Below are 16,833 nucleotides of genomic sequence, written 5' to 3' on the forward strand. Positions count from 1 at the left end.
GATCAAGGGGCTTCCGCTTTTCTAAAAATGAAACTTTTTTCTTTCTTTTTCGTAAATAAAGGTGCAAAATGATACAGGTGTCAGGGAAAAGTAAGTAAGATGGAGTATATAATAGAAGCTTTATGTTAAGGCAGATGGTATAATAAGCTTTTTGATAATGCTGTTCATGCGACTTAGCCTGACTTTGAAGCATTACATACTGTTTAAACATGATATTACATTTATTGATGACTTTTAATAGCAATGGAGGAAATAGATATGACAGAAGCAACAGTAAATGTCATTGGTGCCGGTCTTGCCGGAAGTGAAGCTGCCTGGCAGCTTGCTGAAAGAGGCATCAAGGTCAACCTATATGAAATGAGGCCGGTGAAGCAGACACCAGCCCACCATACCGACAAATTTGCGGAGCTGGTATGCAGTAATTCTTTACGTGCGAATACATTGACAAATGCGGTAGGAGTATTAAAGGAAGAAATGAGAATGCTAAACTCTGTCATCATCGGAGCTGCAGATGCTTGTGCTATACCAGCTGGCGGTGCTCTGGCGGTTGACCGGCACGAATTTGCAGCACACGTAACGAATTCTGTAAAAGAGCATCCGAATGTAACGGTCATTAATGAAGAAATCACTCAAATTCCGGATGGGCCTACAGTCATTGCCACCGGTCCATTGACAAGTCCGGCTTTATCCGAGCAATTGAAGCAGCTTACGGGAGAAGAGTATCTATACTTTTATGATGCTGCTGCACCGATCCTTGAGAAGGAAAGCATCGACATGGATAAAGTTTACCTGAAATCCAGGTATGATAAAGGTGAAGCTGCCTACCTTAACTGTCCAATGACAGAAGAAGAATTCGACAGATTTTACGAAGCGTTGATTACCGCTGAAACGGTACCGTTGAAGGAATTTGAAAAAGAAGTTTTTTTCGAAGGGTGCATGCCGATTGAGGTGATGGCGCAAAGAGGAAGAAAGACGATGCTGTTTGGCCCTATGAAGCCTGTGGGTCTAGAGGATCCAAGAACAGGGAAAAGGCCATATGCTGTCGTCCAGCTGCGCCAGGATGATGCTGCTGGGACATTGTACAATATAGTTGGCTTCCAGACACACTTGAAATGGGGCCCGCAAAAAGAAGTGCTAAGATTAATCCCGGGTCTTGAAAATGCTGAGATCGTCCGTTATGGTGTGATGCACCGCAACACATTCATTAACTCTCCAAAAGTGTTAAAAGCGACGTACCAATTCAGGAATAGAGAGGATTTATTCTTTGCAGGACAAATGACCGGTGTTGAGGGTTATGTTGAATCTGCTGCCAGCGGCTTGATCGCCGGAATCAATGCGGCACGTCTTGTCAAAGGGGAAGAGCCGCTTGAATTCCCGCATGAAACAGCGATGGGGAGCATGGCAAGATATATTACAACAACTAATGCAAAGAACTTCCAGCCGATGAACGCCAATTTTGGTCTTTTCCCTGATCTTCCGGAGAAAATCAAAGCCAAGCAGGAACGTAATGAAAAGCATGCTTCCAGAGCATTGGAAACAATTCAGAAATTTGTGAAAAATTTGTAATTTCTATTGCGAGGGCTATACAAATATGATACTATTTAGTAGCCCTTGTGAGGTGATAAGATGGAAGCAAATGTGAACAATTCTTTAAAGTTATTTATTGAATATTTACAAATTGAGAAAAACTACTCACAATATACAATTGAACATTATCAACATGATATTAGGGAATTTTTTTTGTTCATGTCTGAACAAGGGCTGACAAGTCTGGATGATGTAGAGTATGCGGACACAAGGATTTACCTGACAAAATTGTTTGACCAGCAGCTCTCCAGAAAATCAGTCGCACGGAAAATTTCCTGCATGCGCAGCTTTTATAAGTTTTTGCTACGTGAGAAAATGGTCGGTGACAATCCATTTTCGCTTGTATCCATTCCAAAACTGGAAAAGCGGCTGCCGGATTTTTTTTACGAAGAGGAACTATCACAGTTGTTCAAAGTATGTGAAACCGAGACAGCACTTGGAAAAAGGAACAAAGCACTCCTGGAGCTGCTTTATGCGACTGGAATCCGTGTAGGTGAGTGCTGTAAAATCCAGGTGAAGGAAGTGGATTTATCGCTTTCGACTGTTTTGGTTCATGGAAAAAGGAAAAAGGATCGATATGTGCCATTCGGAAGTTTTGCTCAGGATGCGATTGAAGACTACATAAAGAATGGTAGGCCTGACTTGCTGAATGGCAAGGATGACCATGGCCATTTATTCTTGAATTTCCGTGGCGGGGCTCTTACAGACAGAGGTATCAGGGAAATCCTTAATAAACTGATCGAAAAGTCTGCCCTTACCGGGAAAATCCATCCGCATAAATTGCGCCATTCCTTTGCGACACATATGATGAGCAATGGAGCTGATATGAGGACTGTCCAGGAGCTTCTGGGCCATGCCTTCCTGTCTTCCACGCAAGTATATACCCATGTTACAAAGGAGCACTTACGCAGTATTTATTTGTCACACCACCCGAGGGCATAAGCCAAAAGGAGGACGAAAAAGATGTCGGAATTCCATGCCACAACGATATTTGCTGTTCAACATAAAGGGCAATGCGCCATGTCAGGCGATGGTCAGGTTACCATGGGCAATGCTGTAGTGATGAAACACACAGCAAAGAAAGTCCGGAAGTTGTTTAATGGTAAAGTAATTGCAGGATTTGCCGGTTCGGTAGCTGATGCGTTCACCTTGTTTGAAAAGTTCGAAGGCAAGCTGGAGGAATACAACGGCAATCTTCAAAGGGCTGCTGTGGAACTTGCCAAACAGTGGAGGAGTGACAAAGTCCTCCGGCAGCTTGAAGCCATGCTGATTGTTATGAATGAAAGCAGTATGCTTCTAATTTCCGGAACTGGTGAAGTCATCGAACCTGATGACGGCATTCTTGCCATCGGATCTGGCGGGAATTATGCTTTGTCTGCAGGCCGTGCGCTAAAGCAATATGCTGGAGATCATCTGACAGCTAAAGAAATCGCGAAGTCTTCATTGGAAATTGCAGCTGATATTTGTGTCTACACAAACCACAATATCATTGTGGAAGAACTGTAATGATAAAAGGAGTGAAGAGTGTGAAACAGACAACAAATTTAACTCCAAGGCAGATCGTTGAAAAGCTGGACCAGTATATAATCGGACAAAAAGATGCAAAAAAAGCGGTGGCAGTTGCTCTTAGGAACAGGTATCGACGTGGATTGCTCGCTGAAAATATCAGGGATGAAATCATTCCCAAGAACATCCTGATGATTGGACCAACAGGCGTAGGTAAAACGGAAATAGCCAGAAGGATGGCTAAATTGGTTGGGGCTCCTTTCGTAAAGGTTGAAGCCACCAAATTTACCGAAGTCGGCTATGTGGGCCGTGATGTCGAGTCAATGGTCAGGGATCTTGTCGAAACTTCAATCAGACTTGTAAAAGAAGAAAAGATGGAGAAAGTCAAGGAACCAGCAGAAGAGAATGCAAATCGCCGTCTGGTCGAGCTCCTTGTCCCATCAGCGAAAAAATCGGTGAATTATAAAAATCCTTTGGAGATGCTCTTTGGCGGCAGCCAGCAGCAGCCCGAGCAAGAAACAAGCCAGTCAGAGGATATGGGATTATTCGAAAAACGGAAAAACATCAAGCAAAAACTCGAACAAGGTGAACTTGAAGATGAGCTGGTAACCGTTGAAGTCGAAGAGCAGGCACCTTCCATGTTTGATATGCTCCAGGGCTCAGGAATGGAACAAATGGGGATGAACATGCAGGATGCATTAAGCGGTTTGATGCCAAAGAAAAGGAAGAAAAGAAAACTTCCTGTTCGTGAGGCAAGGAAATTGCTGATCAATGAGGAAGCACAAAAGCTGATCGATATGGATGAGGTTACTCAGGAAGCTACATATCGTGCTGAGCAGGCGGGTATCATTTTCATTGATGAAATTGATAAGATCGCCAGCAAGAATTCTGGCGGTTCCAGTGCCGACGTCTCACGAGAGGGTGTTCAAAGGGACATCCTGCCTGTAGTGGAAGGGTCGACGGTCAATACGAAATATGGGCCTGTCAAAACAGATCACATCTTATTCGTCGCTGCCGGTGCTTTCCATATGGCGAAGCCTTCTGATCTGATACCAGAACTGCAAGGTCGTTTCCCGATCCGTGTCGAGCTCACCAAGTTAACTGTAGAAGATTTCTATCGAATTCTGGTTGAGCCAGACAACGCACTGACAAAGCAATATGAAGCTTTATTGGAAACTGAAGGTATACAAATTGAATTTTCTGACGATGCTATACGTAAGATAGCAGAAGTTGCATACGAAGTGAACCAGAATACTGATAATATAGGAGCAAGAAGGCTGCAGACAATCCTTGAGAAGCTCCTTGAAGATCTAAGCTTCGAAGCACCAGACATCAATCTTGAGAAGGTAGCGATCACTCCGCAATATGTTGAAGAAAAACTGGGCGCCATTTCAAGAAATAAGGATTTAAGCCAGTTCATATTATAATGTTTTACCGTTTTAATGCATACTCAATAGGGTAGACAAATAAAGGCTGCCTATTGTGCTAAAGCATTGAAACTGGCCAGTATTTAAATAAATGTTATTTTGTTTGAAGCAAATAGGAGGAAGAAACAATGGACTTACTATCAAAAACTAGAAAAATTAATGCCCTGCTCCAAAAAGCTGCCGGTAAACCGGTGAATTTCAAAGAGATGTCAGAGACACTAAGTGAAGTAATCGAAGCGAATATCTTTGTTGTCAGCCGCAGAGGTAAGCTGCTAGGCTTCGCCATCAACCAGCAAATCGAGAATGAGCGCATGGTTAAAATGCTTGAAGACCGTCAATTCCCAGAAGAGTATACAAAGAATCTATTCAACATCCAGGAGACATCTCCGAATTTGGATGTTGACAGTGAGTATACAGCATTCCCGGTTGAAAACAGAGAGTTATTCAAGAGCGGCTTAACAACAATCGTGCCAATCATCGGTGGCGGCGAGCGACTTGGAACATTAATCCTTGCCCGTCTGGAAGAACAGTTCCATGATGATGATCTTATCCTTGGCGAATATGGCGCAACGGTTGTAGGGATGGAAATCCTTCGTGAAAAGGCTGAAGAAATCGAGGATGAGGCACGCAGCAAAGCTGTCGTCCAGATGGCGATCAGCTCACTATCATACAGTGAACTTGAAGCAATCGAGCACATCTTTGAAGAACTTAATGGAAAGGAAGGCTTGCTTGTTGCATCAAAAATCGCAGACAGAGTCGGCATCACTCGTTCTGTCATCGTAAACGCGTTGCGTAAGCTTGAAAGCGCAGGCGTCATTGAATCACGTTCTTTAGGAATGAAGGGAACATACATTAAAGTATTGAACGATAAGTTCTTGTTTGAACTAGAAAAACTTAAAAATAGCTAAAAGAAAATCCGCTGATCTCAGCGGATTTTACTTTGTTGACTAAAGGGGTTCGGATGGTCTCATTCCGAATCCCTTTTTGTCATTTGCTTAATTTAATCAAAGGGTAAACTACTTCGAAAAAAGCCTGGCCAGCTGTGTAGAAGCTTTATCAAAGTGCTGCAGGAACAACTTGGACAAGTGAGAGACCCAGGAGACGCTAAAGACTGTTAGGAGGCTCTCCGCAGTCTCGCGGAAAGCGAGTGTCTGGAACCTAAATCAACAGTCAAGTATGTCTTCATAAAAACATCGCTGATGATCAGCGAAGTTTTTTGCATATAATAGAAACTTATGCTTGGATTAACTCGTTAAATGTTACAAAAAGATTGCTGTTTTTTTACACAGGTAGATGCAGAAGCGATTAACTTTATTAAAAAAATAAAGAAAATAATGGAAAATACATAAATTGTTATGAGCATTTTATCCTAATTAAGTAACTTTAAAGGTGGTTTTTTTAATTCCTTTGGCCCTATTTATCTAATAAAACTTGACAATAAAATGGGTGGTATTTTAAAAAATATAAAAAAAAGTAAGTGCATAGGTCTTTTGTACTGTTTTGTAAAATGAGCATTATGCATGATAAAAATTAACTGAAAGTACATAGACAGATTATTTCAGATTCTTTACAATTAGTGATAGATTGACGAAATTCACCAAGGAATTACAAAATTCAGCAAAATCATCCTGTTTTGTAAATGAGAGGTGTAAAAATGAAGTTGTTTTCAAATACGGTATCGACGCTGGAACATGCGCTGAACTACTCTTCTGCAAAGCAGAAAGTTATTTCGCAAAATATTGCCAATGTTGATACGCCGAACTATAAAGCGAAGGATGTGTCTTTCAAAGCGGTATTCCAGGATGTCATGGGACAATCCTTTCAAGCTCATAAATCGGACTCACGACATTATGATTTCAGCAGCAAGCCAAGCCGCATGCCTGGAATCATCAGTAAACCAAACGTCAATTATAACGAGAATGGGAATAGCGTTGATTTGGATAAAGAAATGGCCGATATGGCAACGAATCAAATTTACTACAATGCGCTGACTGAAAGAATCAATGGTAAATTCAATTCGCTCCAATCTGTCATAAGAGGAGGCAAGTAAGGATGACAATCTTTCATAGTATGAACACTACCGCTTCTGCGTTAACTGCGCAGCGTTTGAGAATGGACGTCATTTCCTCCAATATGGCGAATGTGGATTCCACAAGAGGGGTGAATGGAGAGCCTTACCGCAGGAAGATGGTCGTCATGCAGCCAAAGGAAGGAAACTTTTCTTCATTTCTCAATAAAGCAATGGGAAAAACAGACAGCTCGGGAGCTGGAAATGGAGTTAAAGTAACAAGAATCATAGAAGACAGAGAAAACCCGCTCAAAATGGTATATGATCCAGAGCATCCCGATGCAGATGCAGATGGCTATGTTGCATATCCCAATGTGGACCCCTTGAGAGAAATGGTGGATTTGATAAGCGCTACTCGCTCCTATGAAGCAAACGTCACAGTTTTCAACGCCTCTAAAGGCATGATGATGAAAGCACTTGAAATTGGAAAGTAAGGAGATAACTAAATGAACACAGCTGGGATCAATTCAGTAACCCAAATGGTCAAGCCGTTTGAAACAAAAGGGTCTACTCCCACACCTACACCATACGAAGCGCAGAAAAGTTTTTCGTCCGTACTTAAGCAATCAATTGAAAATTTAAATCAAACCCAGCTTCAATCCGATATACTGACAGAAAAATTGGCGCGTGGAGAAAATGTTGACCTCCACCAGGTGATGATCGCAAGCCAAAAGGCAAGCATAACACTGCAGGCAACCATGGAAATCAGAAATAAAGTAATCGAAGCGTATCAGGAAATGATGAGAATGCAAGTTTAATATTATAGGCTAAAAACTAAGATTAGATCGGTTATTAGCTGTATAAAAAGAAGAGACATAATAACCGGGGGATTGAAATGAAAGAAACCGTTCAAAAGTATCTACATACAATGAAGGATTTCTGGCAAGGGCGCACCAGAAAACAAAAAATAAGTATTGGGGCTTCTATTTTCTTTGTTTTGACCGTTGCCGTCCTTACCGCCTTTTTTGTAACAAGGACTTCCCTAGTTCCGCTTTATAGCAATTTATCGCCCGCAGAGACTGGAACGATCAAAGAAAGTCTGGATGCCAGGGGCATTACATCTGAAATAACGGATGGCGGAAAAACCATCATGGTTCCCGAAGAGGCGGTCGATAGCTTGAAAGTAGAGCTGGCGGCTGAAGGGATTCCGAAATCTGGCAGTATCGATTATTCCTTCTTTAGCCAGAACGCAGGTATGGGCATGACAGATAATGAGTTCAATGTATTGAAGCTTGAAGCCATGCAGACGGAATTGGCCAACTTGATGAAAGGAATCGACGGAGTAAATGATGCCAATGTAATGATTAACCTTCCTGAAAAGGGGATATTCGTCAGTGATAATGCTGGGCCGGCTTCAGCATCCATCGTGCTAAATACAAGTCCGGGTTATCAATTCAAAGATGAACAGATCACTGCTCTTTACCATCTGGTAGCAAAAAGTGTTCCGAATCTTCCTACAGATAATATCGTCATCATGAATCAGTTTTTTGAGTATTTTGATTTAAAAAATGAAAAAAATTCCAGTGGTGCTACATTTGCCTCACAGCATGAAATAAAACAACAGATTGAAAGAGACGTCCAGAGACAAGTCCAAAACATGCTCGGAACGCTTATGGGTCATGATAAAGTCGTTGTTTCAGTAACTGCCGATATTGACTTTACCCAGGAAAACAGGGAAGAAAACATTGTTGAGCCTGTTGATAAAGAAAATATGGAAGGCATCGCAATCAGCGCCCAGCGGATCACAGAGACATTCACCGGCAATGCAGATCAGGCTGGAGGAATTCCTGAAGGAGGAAATCCTGGTGAAACGACTGGTTCCCAATACCTTGAAGGAGCGACCGGGAACGGTGATTATGAGCGAGTGGAAGAGACCATTAATAATGAAGTAAGCAGGATCCGAAAAGAGATAACAGAAAGTCCGTACAAGGTGAGGGATTTGGGAATCCAGGTAATGGTTGAACCTCCGACTCCTGATGACCCTAATTCATTGCCTCAGGAAAGAAGAGAAGATATAACAAAAATCCTGGGTACGATTATAAGGACAACAATTGACAAAGATGCTCTTGGATCAGAGTTGACTGATGAATTGATCGAGGACAAAGTCGTCGTTTCTGTCCAGCCATTCAACGGCAAGGTTACATTTGATAATCAGGTTGTTGAAAAACTGCCTTGGTGGATATACCTCATTGGCGGGTTGCTGCTGGCGGCAATCGTGATTCTGTTGCTGTTATTCATGAGATCAAGAAAGAACAAATTGGAAGAAGAAGAGTATGTCATGGAAGAAAAGTATGAACCAATTCGTGTTCCTGATGTGAACAAGGAATTTGAGACAGAGGGCACAATGAAGAAAAAACAGCTGGAAAAAATGGCGAAAGAAAAGCCAGAGGATTTCGCGAAGCTATTGCGGACATGGATTTCTGAGGATTAGGAGGAGGACCAACAGTGAGGAAAGACCAAAAAGAATTAACCGGAAAACAGAAGGCAGCCATCCTCCTGATCTCGCTTGGACCAGATGTTTCTGCTTCGGTATACAAGCATTTAAGTGAAGAAGAAATCGAGAAGCTTACACTTGAAATCTCAGGTGTGAAAAAAGTGGATTCCATCGCAAAGGAAGAAATTCTTGAAGAGTTTCATAACATTGCCCTGGCGCAGGATTACATCACCCAGGGTGGAATCGGATATGCGAAAACGGTCTTAGAAAAAGCATTAGGAAACGATCAGGCAGCGGTGATCATCAATAGATTGACCTCATCACTGCAAGTAAGGCCGTTTGATTTTGCGCGTAAAGCCGATGCTGGCCAGATTCTCAATTTCATACAAAATGAACATCCGCAAACGATCGCACTGATCCTTTCTTATTTGGACTCCGCCCAGGCCGGCCAGATTTTATCTGAACTGCCGCAGGAAGTACAGGCGGATATTGCCCGTCGTATTGCAGTGATGGACAGTACATCGCCGGAAATCATTAATGAGGTTGAACAAATCCTTGAAAGAAAGCTGTCAGCTACGGTCACGCAGGATTATACTCAAACAGGCGGAATCGAGGCTGTTGTTGATGTGTTGAACGGTGTAGACCGTGCAACCGAGCGCACAATTCTCGATGCCCTGGAAATCCAGGACCCTGAGCTTGCTGAGGAAATCAAAAAGCGGATGTTCGTATTTGAAGATATTGTCACACTTGATAACCGCGCGATCCAGCGTGTTATCCGCGATTGTGAAAATGAAGATCTTATGCTTGCTCTTAAGGTTTCAAGTGATGAGGTCAAGGAGATTGTCTTTAAAAACATGTCTAAACGCATGGTTGAAACCTTCCAGGATGAAATGGAATTCATGGGCCCTGTAAGGCTTCGCGATGTGGAAGAGGCCCAATCAAGGATTGTCGCCATCATTCGCCGCCTGGAGGAAGCCGGTGAAATCGTCATTGCCCGTGGCGGAGGGGATGATATCATTGTCTAGGCTAATCAAATCACAGTTCACCAGTACTTTGCCAACAGAGAAGAAAGTCATTTCCATCAAGATGCTGGAAACTTCCTTAGAGGCAGAAACGGCTTCACCTGTATTCACCCATACAGAGGACGAGAGGAAGAGAATCCTAGATAACGCGTTAATGGAAGCGAATCATATCTTTTCAAAGGCGATGGAGGAAGCCGATCTTATCAGGAAGCAAGTTGAATTGGAAAAGCAGGATTGGGAGAGGCAAAAAAATCTTCTGGCGGAAGAATCCAGACAATCGGGTTTTGAACAGGGATTTCAAGATGGCAGACATCAAGGCTACGAAGAATACCGTCAGGCAATAATGTTTGCGCAAGAAACGGTGGAAGCGGCAAAACAGGATTACCAGAACCATATCGATTCATCGGAAAAAGTGATTCTCGACCTTGGGGTAAAAATCGCTGGGAAGATCATTGGAGAAAAACTGGCCGCTGAAGAAGGATTCCTTCCGCTTGTTAAAAGAGCGTTGAAAAACGCAAGGGATTATAAGGATATTCAGCTCCATGTCCATCCGAATCATTATCAGGAATTGCTTGCACACAAAGAAGAATTGATCGCTATCTTCCCAAAAGAGATTGTGTTCTATATCTATCCAGATGATGAACTGGAAGAATCGGCCTGCGTGATCGAGTCTGAAAATGGCAGGACTGATGCGAGTGTGGACAGCCAGTTAGAGGAAATCAAGAATAAACTTTTCGAGATTTTGGAGAGTGAACTATAGTGAAGGCTGAGGATTTATTGCAGCATGTCGACTCGTTGGATAGCTTCAAGCGCTATGGCAGGGTCAAGCGGGTAGTCGGCTTGATGATCGAGTCTCAAGGTCCTGAAAGTTCAATCGGAGATGTTTGTTTTATCCATGTAGGCACAAAGAAGAAACGGAAAATCCAGGCAGAGGTCGTTGGTTTTAAAGATGAAAATGTCATTCTGATGCCTTATACATCTCTTCATGATATCTCGCCTGGAAGTCTAGTGGAAACTACAATGAAACCACTTGAAATAAAAGCTGGACCGGGCTTGATCGGGAAAGTCGTTGATTCTCTGGGAGTCCCATTGGATCAATCCAGTCTTCCGAAAGGACTTGCCTCGGTTCCTACGGAGCAAGATCCACCCAACCCTTTGAGCAGGCCGCCAATCTCAGAACCTATCGAAGTGGGAGTCAGGATGATTGACAGTCTGCTGACAGTTGGCAATGGCCAGCGTGTTGGGATATTCGCGGGTAGTGGCGTTGGGAAAAGTACATTGCTGGGGATGATTGCGAGAAACACCACCGCAGACCTGAATGTCATCGGGCTGATCGGAGAACGTGGAAGGGAAGTAAGGGAGTTCATTGAACGCGACTTAGGGCCTGAAGGTTTAAAGCGTTCGATTGTCGTTGTTGCAACATCAGATCAGCCGGCATTGATGCGGATCAAAGGGGCTTATACGGCAACCGCGATCGCAGAATATTTTCGCGATAAGGGCCTGAATGTCATGCTCATGATGGATTCAGTAACACGAGTCGCGATGGCTCAGCGTGAAGTTGGTCTTGCTGTTGGCGAACCCCCAACCACCAAAGGCTACACTCCGTCGGTGTTCGCGATCCTTTCAAGGCTTCTCGAAAGAACAGGTACCAATGAATATGGGTCAATCACTGGCTTCTATACTGTCCTTGTCGATGGAGATGATATGAATGAGCCGATTGCGGATACGGTCCGGGGAATCCTGGATGGCCATTTTGTACTGGACAGGGACTTAGCCAATAAAGGCCAGTACCCTGCAGTGAATGTCCTGAAAAGTATCAGCAGGATCATGAACAATATTGTCAGCGATGATCATGTCAAGGCTGCTGAGAGATTGAGGGAATTATTAAGCACCTATATAAACTCTGAGGATTTGATCAATATAGGGGCATATAAGAAAGGCACGTCTGCAGAAATCGATGAAGCCATTACCAGATATCCTCAAATACTGAATTTTTTGAAGCAGAGTACGAATGAAAAGGTCTCGATCAATGAGAGTGTGGAGGCTTTATTGCAGCTAGTAAGGAAAGGTTGATTGTTCAATGCGTTATCAATACAAATTTGATAAAATCCTATCTCTCAAATCAAGAGAAATGGACGAGGCACAAGTCGTATACCAAGATTCAGTCAAAAAGTTCGAAGATGCAGCTGAAAGACTTTATGAACTTTTAAAGAAAAAAGAGGATCTTGAGAGCTTCCAGTCAGACAGGCTTTTAGGAGGTTTGCCGGTACAGGAAATACGCCACCATCAGCAATTTATCGGCAATCTGGAAAAATCGATTGCGCATTATCAAAAAGTTGTGATGAACGCGAGAAATATAATGAACTTTCAGCAAATGCAACTGATGGAAAAGAACAAGGAAGTCAAAAAGTACGAAAAAATCAAAGAGAAAGACCATCTTCAGTTTCTTGCGAATGAAAAATATGTCGAGAGCAGGATGATGGACGAAGTCTCGATTCAGCAATACATGAACCGGGAAATAAGGTGATTAAATGGCAGAGAGCATGGAGGAAAAAGAAAACCAGCGTGAGAGTAAGTTCCAGGGTTTTTTGCTCGTAGTAGCAATACCGATTTTATTTGCGATTGTTGTGGCTTTGGTTGCCCTTTCCTTTCTCGGAATCAATATTTTTGAAACAGCAAAGGATATCGGCGGCAGGGTCCCATTCCTATCAGAAATCGTGAATGAGGATAAGCAGCCTTCAGTTGAGGAGTTCCAAAAAAATATTGTCAGTCTGGAAGCAGAGATAAAGGATCGTGAAGCTAAAGTGGAACAGCTTCAGTCCAAAATCGAAAGCAAAGATACACAGCTGAAAAGGATCGAGCTCGAGAAAACCCAGCTCCAGGCGCAGATAGAGGAATTGACTGCAATCAAGGAAGAAAACAAACGAGCCTTTCGGGAAATTGTCAAAACGTATGAAACGATGTCAGCCAAAAATGCCGCAGCAATTGTTTCTAAAATGGACTCAGATGAAGCGGTAAAGATCCTGACAAATATCAAACCCGAATCACTTGCTGCAATCATGGAAAAGCTTCCGGCAGATGTAGCAGCAAAGTATACGGAATTTTTGACTAACGAAACCGAAAGCAATTAGAGAGTTGTATTTTGAAAGGGGGTGAAAACATGGAAGTTGGAGGGCTTGGGTTCTTTAATAGTGTCGCAGCCGTAAAACAGCCTGCAGCCGGCAAGAGTGAATTGGAAGGCGGTTTTGCTGGCATGATGGCAATGGTCCTTTCAGGGGCAAATGGCTCAAAGATTGCTGAAATACCAGGACAAGATACAAAAGCATTGGAGAGTCTGGCAGACTTGGCTGGCTTTTTGAACACTGAGGACCTGTTGGATTTGGAAGATGGACTGAAGCTGATGGAATCACTTATGGCAGATTCAGAAAATCTTTTAGGCAAGGCTCTTTCCCATCTGGGAATCAGCATGGACCAAGTTCAGCAGCTGCTTCAGAAATGGCCTGGGAACAATGAGGAAAAGACAGACAATGTTCCGGAAGATGAATTGCTGGCGTCTCTTGCCGCTATCCTGGCTGGAATCGCAAATTTGCCAAAAAAAGAACTCGCCGCCAGGCTTGATACCAATGATGTTGAAACCATCAAGGTTCTAAAGCTGTATGAGCTGATGTCAAAGTATGCTGATGGCTATGAATCTAAGAAAACAGCATTACTGAAGGAGTCAATGCAAAACCTCGAGGAAGGTTTGACTAGTCTTTTAAAGCCTGATAACCGAAGTGGCCAAGAATATATCCAAAATCGATTTACCCAGTTAGCGAGAGAGTTAAACCTGTTAGATGCGAAAAAAACAAATTTTTTAGAGGTTAATAGTTTAGCAGAAACTGGATCGTCGATTAAGGCCGATGGGCAAACAGGGGCTGTCACATTTCTTCCGCAAATGGCAAGAGCTGAGCAGCTTACATTGATGATGAATAGTCCTGAAAGGCCGGTTTCCGCAGAGCAATTAATGAAACAATTCGAATCGATTCTCTCAAGGTCTCAATTCATGAATAGCGGCGGAACACAAAAACTATTCATAAAATTGTTTCCAGAGCACCTGGGCAGCATTCGGGTAGAGTTATTCCAAAAAGACCAGACAATGATGGCCAGAATCATTACTACTTCAGGCAGTGCAAAAGAAACATTGGAATCCCATATTAACGGTCTCAAACAGGCTTTTGCTGCACAAAACCTTTCAGTCGACAGAATCGAAGTTACCCAGCAGCAGGCACAACAAGAACGTTTCCTGAATAGAGATTCCCAGCAGCAGGAAAGACAGCCTGACACCAGGGAACAGGAAAAGAAAGAAGAACAAGGGGATTTTAACCTTACTTTCGAGGAAGCACTGCTAAATACAGAAGCATAGGAGAAATACCATGGTGAACTCAATTAATTCTTCTTATCTGCTATCGAATCTTCAAAAGGAAAGGAAAGCAGGTTCGGATATTCTTGGGAAAGATGATTTTTTGAAGATCCTGATGACCCAGCTTCAGAACCAGGATCCTTTGAATCCGATGCAGGATAAAGATTTTATAGCACAAATGGCAACATTTTCGACACTTGAGCAAATAACGAATATGGGAAAATCCATCGACCGATTTGTACAGGCTGAACAGCAAAACAAAATGATTTCCTACAGCCAGTTTGTAGGCAAGGAGATTACTTGGCACAAGATTGATTCTGCTGACGGCCAGGAAACGATTAAACAAGGAAATGGAAAAGTTGCCTCTGTCCAGTTCAAGGAAGATACAGTTTCTTTTATTCTTGAAGATGGCACTGTTCTGGAACCCGCGAATATTTCGCAAATCAATGAGCTTTCAAGTGAAAACCATATGCTGCAGGCGAGCATGCTGATTGGCAAATCTGTTACCTATGTAGATGAAAATAAACAAGAGAAATCAGCTAATGTCCTGTCTGTCTCATTTAAAAATGGAAAAACATCCTATTTGCTGGATGATGAGAATAAAACAAGCATCATTTCTTCACAAATCACCAAAATTCAATGACCTAAGGAAGTGAGGTAATGGATAAAACAAATTTTCGTCCAATTCATTCACTGCCTGTTAACAGGACAAACCAAAAACCTGTGAAAGCCAACAACTTTACGCAAACACCTTTTTCCTTGCAATTGCAAAATGCCATCCAATCGAAGAATGGACTGACCATTAGCAAGCATGCAACTGAACGGCTGGAGCAGCGGGGAATAAGTATTTCCCAGGAGCACTGGAACAGGATAGAGGAGAAAGTCAGTCAGGCGAAGGCCAAGGGCGTGAGTGATTCGCTTGTCCTGCTGAAAGACGCAGCGCTGATTGTCAGTGCGAAAAACAACACCGTCATCACTGCGATGGGAAGGCAGGAAGCGGCAGAACAAATTTTCACCAATATAAATGGAACGATTGTGATGGATAATTAAAAAATACTAAATGGCTGGACCTTCACGGAGGCCTGGGCTGTGGACCGATTGAAGCAGCCCCTAAATCGAAAGGAGTTTTACAAGTTATGCTTCGTTCAATGTACTCAGGAATCAGCGGAATGAAAAATTTCCAGACTAAACTTGATGTCATCGGCAACAACATCGCCAATGTAAATACATACGGCTTCAAAAAAGGCCGTGTCACTTTTAAAGATACAATGAATCAAACCATCTCTGGTGCTAGTGCTGCGACACAGAATAAAGGCGGAAAGAACCCGATGCAGGTAGGCCTTGGGTCTACAATTGCAAGCATCGATTTGATCGATACTCAATCAAGCTTGCAAACAACAGGTCGCGCTCTTGACCTTGCCATTTCAGGTGATGGATATTTCGTCGTAAAGCAAGGACAATCACAAATGTATACACGTGCCGGAAACTTCTATCTGGATGATAATGGTACGCTAGTTACTGGTGATGGATTGAAGGTTCAGTCTTTGAATAATGGAATCCTAGAAGATATTACAGTTAACGTTAATGCGCTCTTGCCAGCTAAGCAAACGACTGAACTGGTGATGAAAGGCAATCTTCCAGAGGATGCTAAAGGGGCATCTGAACTGCTTCAGCAGTTAAAAGTCGTTGATGGAAATGGAATTGAGCATGTTATTGACATGACTATAAAGCCAGATGGTGCAAATGGTGCTGCAACAGGTAATTGGACGGTCTCTTTTGTTGATAAATCGATTCCGGTCGCTGATCCTACTCAGCCGAACCCCAATATCACGACAGTAAACATCCAGATACCGACAAATACCGCTCAAAATATTACTTTAAATCTTAACAACGGGTCAGGTACAGCTGTACCATTTACCGTTGCATTGCCGCTTGGTGGCTTAACTGTCGACGGCGGCAGCATGGATGCAAACGCCTACCCTGACGGCAACACCCAGGGTGCTTTGGAAAGCTTCAACATCGGCTCAACTGGTGAAATCAATGGAGTATTCTCAAATGGATTAGTCCTCACACTTGGACAACTTGCGCTTGCTAAATTCAGCAACCCGTCAGGTCTTTCCAAGGTTGGGAATAATACTTTCCAGGAATCAGTCAACTCTGGAACAGCGAATATCAATGTTCCTGGAGAAGGCAGGGGATCCATCGCGGCAGGTGCACTTGAAATGTCCAATGTAGACCTTTCTGAAGAGTTCACCGAAATGATCACGGCTCAGCGTGGTTTCCAGGCAAATACAAGAATCATTACTACATCTGATGAAATCCTCCAGGAGCTCGTGAACTTAAAACGATAGATTAAGAGAGGAGCAGGGCTGAAAGGGTGATTCTTTTAG

General features: G+C 43.0%; 18 protein-coding genes. All 18 read left to right on the plus strand.

What is annotated here, in order from left to right:
- The first annotated feature begins 258 nt into the window (after positions 1 to 258).
- The 18 genes from trmFO (at position 259) to QNH36_RS09120 (ending at position 16,794) form a co-directional block, all read left to right on the plus strand.
- Entirely contained in the window at positions 259 to 1,566 is a 1,308-nt protein-coding gene (gene trmFO, locus QNH36_RS09035) for an FADH(2)-oxidizing methylenetetrahydrofolate--tRNA-(uracil(54)-C(5))-methyltransferase TrmFO (RefSeq protein ID WP_283905062.1), read from the plus strand.
- 60 nt (positions 1,567 to 1,626) lie between these two features.
- Positions 1,627 to 2,529 (plus strand): tyrosine recombinase XerC, encoded by a 903-nt coding sequence (xerC, locus tag QNH36_RS09040; RefSeq protein WP_144474863.1) that lies wholly within the window; start codon positions 1,627 to 1,629, stop codon positions 2,527 to 2,529.
- 21 nt (positions 2,530 to 2,550) lie between these two features.
- Positions 2,551 to 3,093 carry an ATP-dependent protease subunit HslV gene (hslV, locus tag QNH36_RS09045; protein ID WP_251542014.1) on the plus strand — a complete coding sequence of 181 codons (543 nt, stop codon included), beginning with the start codon at positions 2,551 to 2,553 and terminating at the stop codon, positions 3,091 to 3,093.
- Entirely contained in the window at positions 3,093 to 4,520 is a 1,428-nt protein-coding gene (hslU, locus tag QNH36_RS09050; RefSeq protein ID WP_186326640.1) for an ATP-dependent protease ATPase subunit HslU, read from the plus strand. The genes hslV and hslU overlap by 1 nt, the downstream gene beginning before the upstream one ends.
- Positions 4,521 to 4,648: 128 nt before the next feature.
- Positions 4,649 to 5,428, plus strand: coding sequence for a GTP-sensing pleiotropic transcriptional regulator CodY (gene codY, locus QNH36_RS09055; RefSeq protein WP_144474866.1), 780 nt, complete (start codon positions 4,649 to 4,651; stop codon positions 5,426 to 5,428).
- Positions 5,429 to 6,174: 746 nt separating this feature from the next.
- On the plus strand, positions 6,175 to 6,570 hold the full coding sequence (flgB, locus tag QNH36_RS09060; RefSeq protein ID WP_144474867.1) for a flagellar basal body rod protein FlgB: 396 nt from the start codon (positions 6,175 to 6,177) through the stop codon (positions 6,568 to 6,570).
- A gap of 2 nt (positions 6,571 to 6,572) precedes the next feature.
- Positions 6,573 to 7,022, plus strand: a complete 450-nt coding sequence (gene flgC / locus QNH36_RS09065; protein WP_251542012.1) for a flagellar basal body rod protein FlgC — start codon at positions 6,573 to 6,575, stop codon at positions 7,020 to 7,022.
- 45 nt (positions 7,023 to 7,067) lie between these two features.
- Entirely contained in the window at positions 7,068 to 7,346 is a 279-nt protein-coding gene (fliE, locus tag QNH36_RS09070) for a flagellar hook-basal body complex protein FliE (RefSeq protein ID WP_283905386.1), read from the plus strand.
- Positions 7,347 to 7,423: 77 nt separating this feature from the next.
- Complete coding sequence (gene fliF / locus QNH36_RS09075) at positions 7,424 to 9,019, plus strand: flagellar basal-body MS-ring/collar protein FliF (protein WP_144474869.1); 1,596 nt, start codon at positions 7,424 to 7,426, stop codon at positions 9,017 to 9,019.
- A gap of 14 nt (positions 9,020 to 9,033) precedes the next feature.
- Complete coding sequence (gene fliG, locus QNH36_RS09080; RefSeq protein WP_144474870.1) at positions 9,034 to 10,047, plus strand: flagellar motor switch protein FliG; 1,014 nt, start codon at positions 9,034 to 9,036, stop codon at positions 10,045 to 10,047.
- Positions 10,040 to 10,804, plus strand: coding sequence for a flagellar assembly protein FliH (gene fliH, locus QNH36_RS09085; RefSeq protein WP_186326642.1), 765 nt, complete (start codon positions 10,040 to 10,042; stop codon positions 10,802 to 10,804). Before fliG ends, fliH begins: the two co-directional genes overlap by 8 nt.
- Positions 10,804 to 12,117 carry a flagellar protein export ATPase FliI gene (gene fliI / locus QNH36_RS09090; protein ID WP_144474872.1) on the plus strand — a complete coding sequence of 438 codons (1,314 nt, stop codon included), beginning with the start codon at positions 10,804 to 10,806 and terminating at the stop codon, positions 12,115 to 12,117. The genes fliH and fliI overlap by 1 nt, the downstream gene beginning before the upstream one ends.
- 7 nt (positions 12,118 to 12,124) lie before the next feature.
- Positions 12,125 to 12,571 (plus strand): flagellar export protein FliJ, encoded by a 447-nt coding sequence (fliJ, locus tag QNH36_RS09095; protein WP_251542008.1) that lies wholly within the window; start codon positions 12,125 to 12,127, stop codon positions 12,569 to 12,571.
- Between the two features lie 4 nt (positions 12,572 to 12,575).
- The gene (locus QNH36_RS09100; RefSeq protein ID WP_144474874.1) at positions 12,576 to 13,175 is read left to right on the plus strand and encodes a MotE family protein; all 600 of its coding nucleotides are present in this window, start codon (positions 12,576 to 12,578) and stop codon (positions 13,173 to 13,175) included.
- Positions 13,176 to 13,204: 29 nt separating this feature from the next.
- Entirely contained in the window at positions 13,205 to 14,446 is a 1,242-nt protein-coding gene (locus QNH36_RS09105) for a flagellar hook-length control protein FliK (RefSeq protein WP_283905063.1), read from the plus strand.
- A gap of 10 nt (positions 14,447 to 14,456) precedes the next feature.
- Entirely contained in the window at positions 14,457 to 15,086 is a 630-nt protein-coding gene (gene flgD / locus QNH36_RS09110; protein WP_144474876.1) for a flagellar hook assembly protein FlgD, read from the plus strand.
- Between the two features lie 17 nt (positions 15,087 to 15,103).
- Positions 15,104 to 15,493 (plus strand): TIGR02530 family flagellar biosynthesis protein, encoded by a 390-nt coding sequence (locus QNH36_RS09115; protein ID WP_251542002.1) that lies wholly within the window; start codon positions 15,104 to 15,106, stop codon positions 15,491 to 15,493.
- An 86-nt stretch (positions 15,494 to 15,579) separates the two neighbouring features.
- Complete coding sequence (locus QNH36_RS09120) at positions 15,580 to 16,794, plus strand: flagellar hook protein FlgE (protein ID WP_144474878.1); 1,215 nt, start codon at positions 15,580 to 15,582, stop codon at positions 16,792 to 16,794.
- Positions 16,795 to 16,833 lie beyond the last annotated feature (39 nt).

The organism is Mesobacillus sp. AQ2, assembly GCF_030122805.1.
GTDB lineage: Bacteria > Bacillota > Bacilli > Bacillales > Cytobacillaceae > Mesobacillus > Mesobacillus oceanisediminis_A.

Bases quoted from the DNA above. Each gene is read 5' to 3' on its own strand.
- trmFO (WP_283905062.1), top strand. From the start codon at position 259: ATGACAGAAGCAACAGTAAATGTCATTGGTGCCGGTCTTGCCGGAAGT.
- xerC (WP_144474863.1), top strand. From the start codon at position 1,627: ATGGAAGCAAATGTGAACAATTCTTTAAAGTTATTTATTGAATATTTA.
- hslV (WP_251542014.1), top strand. From the start codon at position 2,551: ATGTCGGAATTCCATGCCACAACGATATTTGCTGTTCAACATAAAGGG.
- hslU (WP_186326640.1), top strand. From the start codon at position 3,093: ATGATAAAAGGAGTGAAGAGTGTGAAACAGACAACAAATTTAACTCCA.
- codY (WP_144474866.1), top strand. From the start codon at position 4,649: ATGGACTTACTATCAAAAACTAGAAAAATTAATGCCCTGCTCCAAAAA.
- flgB (WP_144474867.1), top strand. From the start codon at position 6,175: ATGAAGTTGTTTTCAAATACGGTATCGACGCTGGAACATGCGCTGAAC.
- flgC (WP_251542012.1), top strand. From the start codon at position 6,573: ATGACAATCTTTCATAGTATGAACACTACCGCTTCTGCGTTAACTGCG.
- fliE (WP_283905386.1), top strand. From the start codon at position 7,068: ATGGTCAAGCCGTTTGAAACAAAAGGGTCTACTCCCACACCTACACCA.
- fliF (WP_144474869.1), top strand. From the start codon at position 7,424: ATGAAAGAAACCGTTCAAAAGTATCTACATACAATGAAGGATTTCTGG.
- fliJ (WP_251542008.1), top strand. From the start codon at position 12,125: ATGCGTTATCAATACAAATTTGATAAAATCCTATCTCTCAAATCAAGA.
- QNH36_RS09100 (WP_144474874.1), top strand. From the start codon at position 12,576: ATGGCAGAGAGCATGGAGGAAAAAGAAAACCAGCGTGAGAGTAAGTTC.
- QNH36_RS09105 (WP_283905063.1), top strand. From the start codon at position 13,205: ATGGAAGTTGGAGGGCTTGGGTTCTTTAATAGTGTCGCAGCCGTAAAA.
- flgD (WP_144474876.1), top strand. From the start codon at position 14,457: ATGGTGAACTCAATTAATTCTTCTTATCTGCTATCGAATCTTCAAAAG.
- QNH36_RS09115 (WP_251542002.1), top strand. From the start codon at position 15,104: ATGGATAAAACAAATTTTCGTCCAATTCATTCACTGCCTGTTAACAGG.
- QNH36_RS09120 (WP_144474878.1), top strand. From the start codon at position 15,580: ATGCTTCGTTCAATGTACTCAGGAATCAGCGGAATGAAAAATTTCCAG.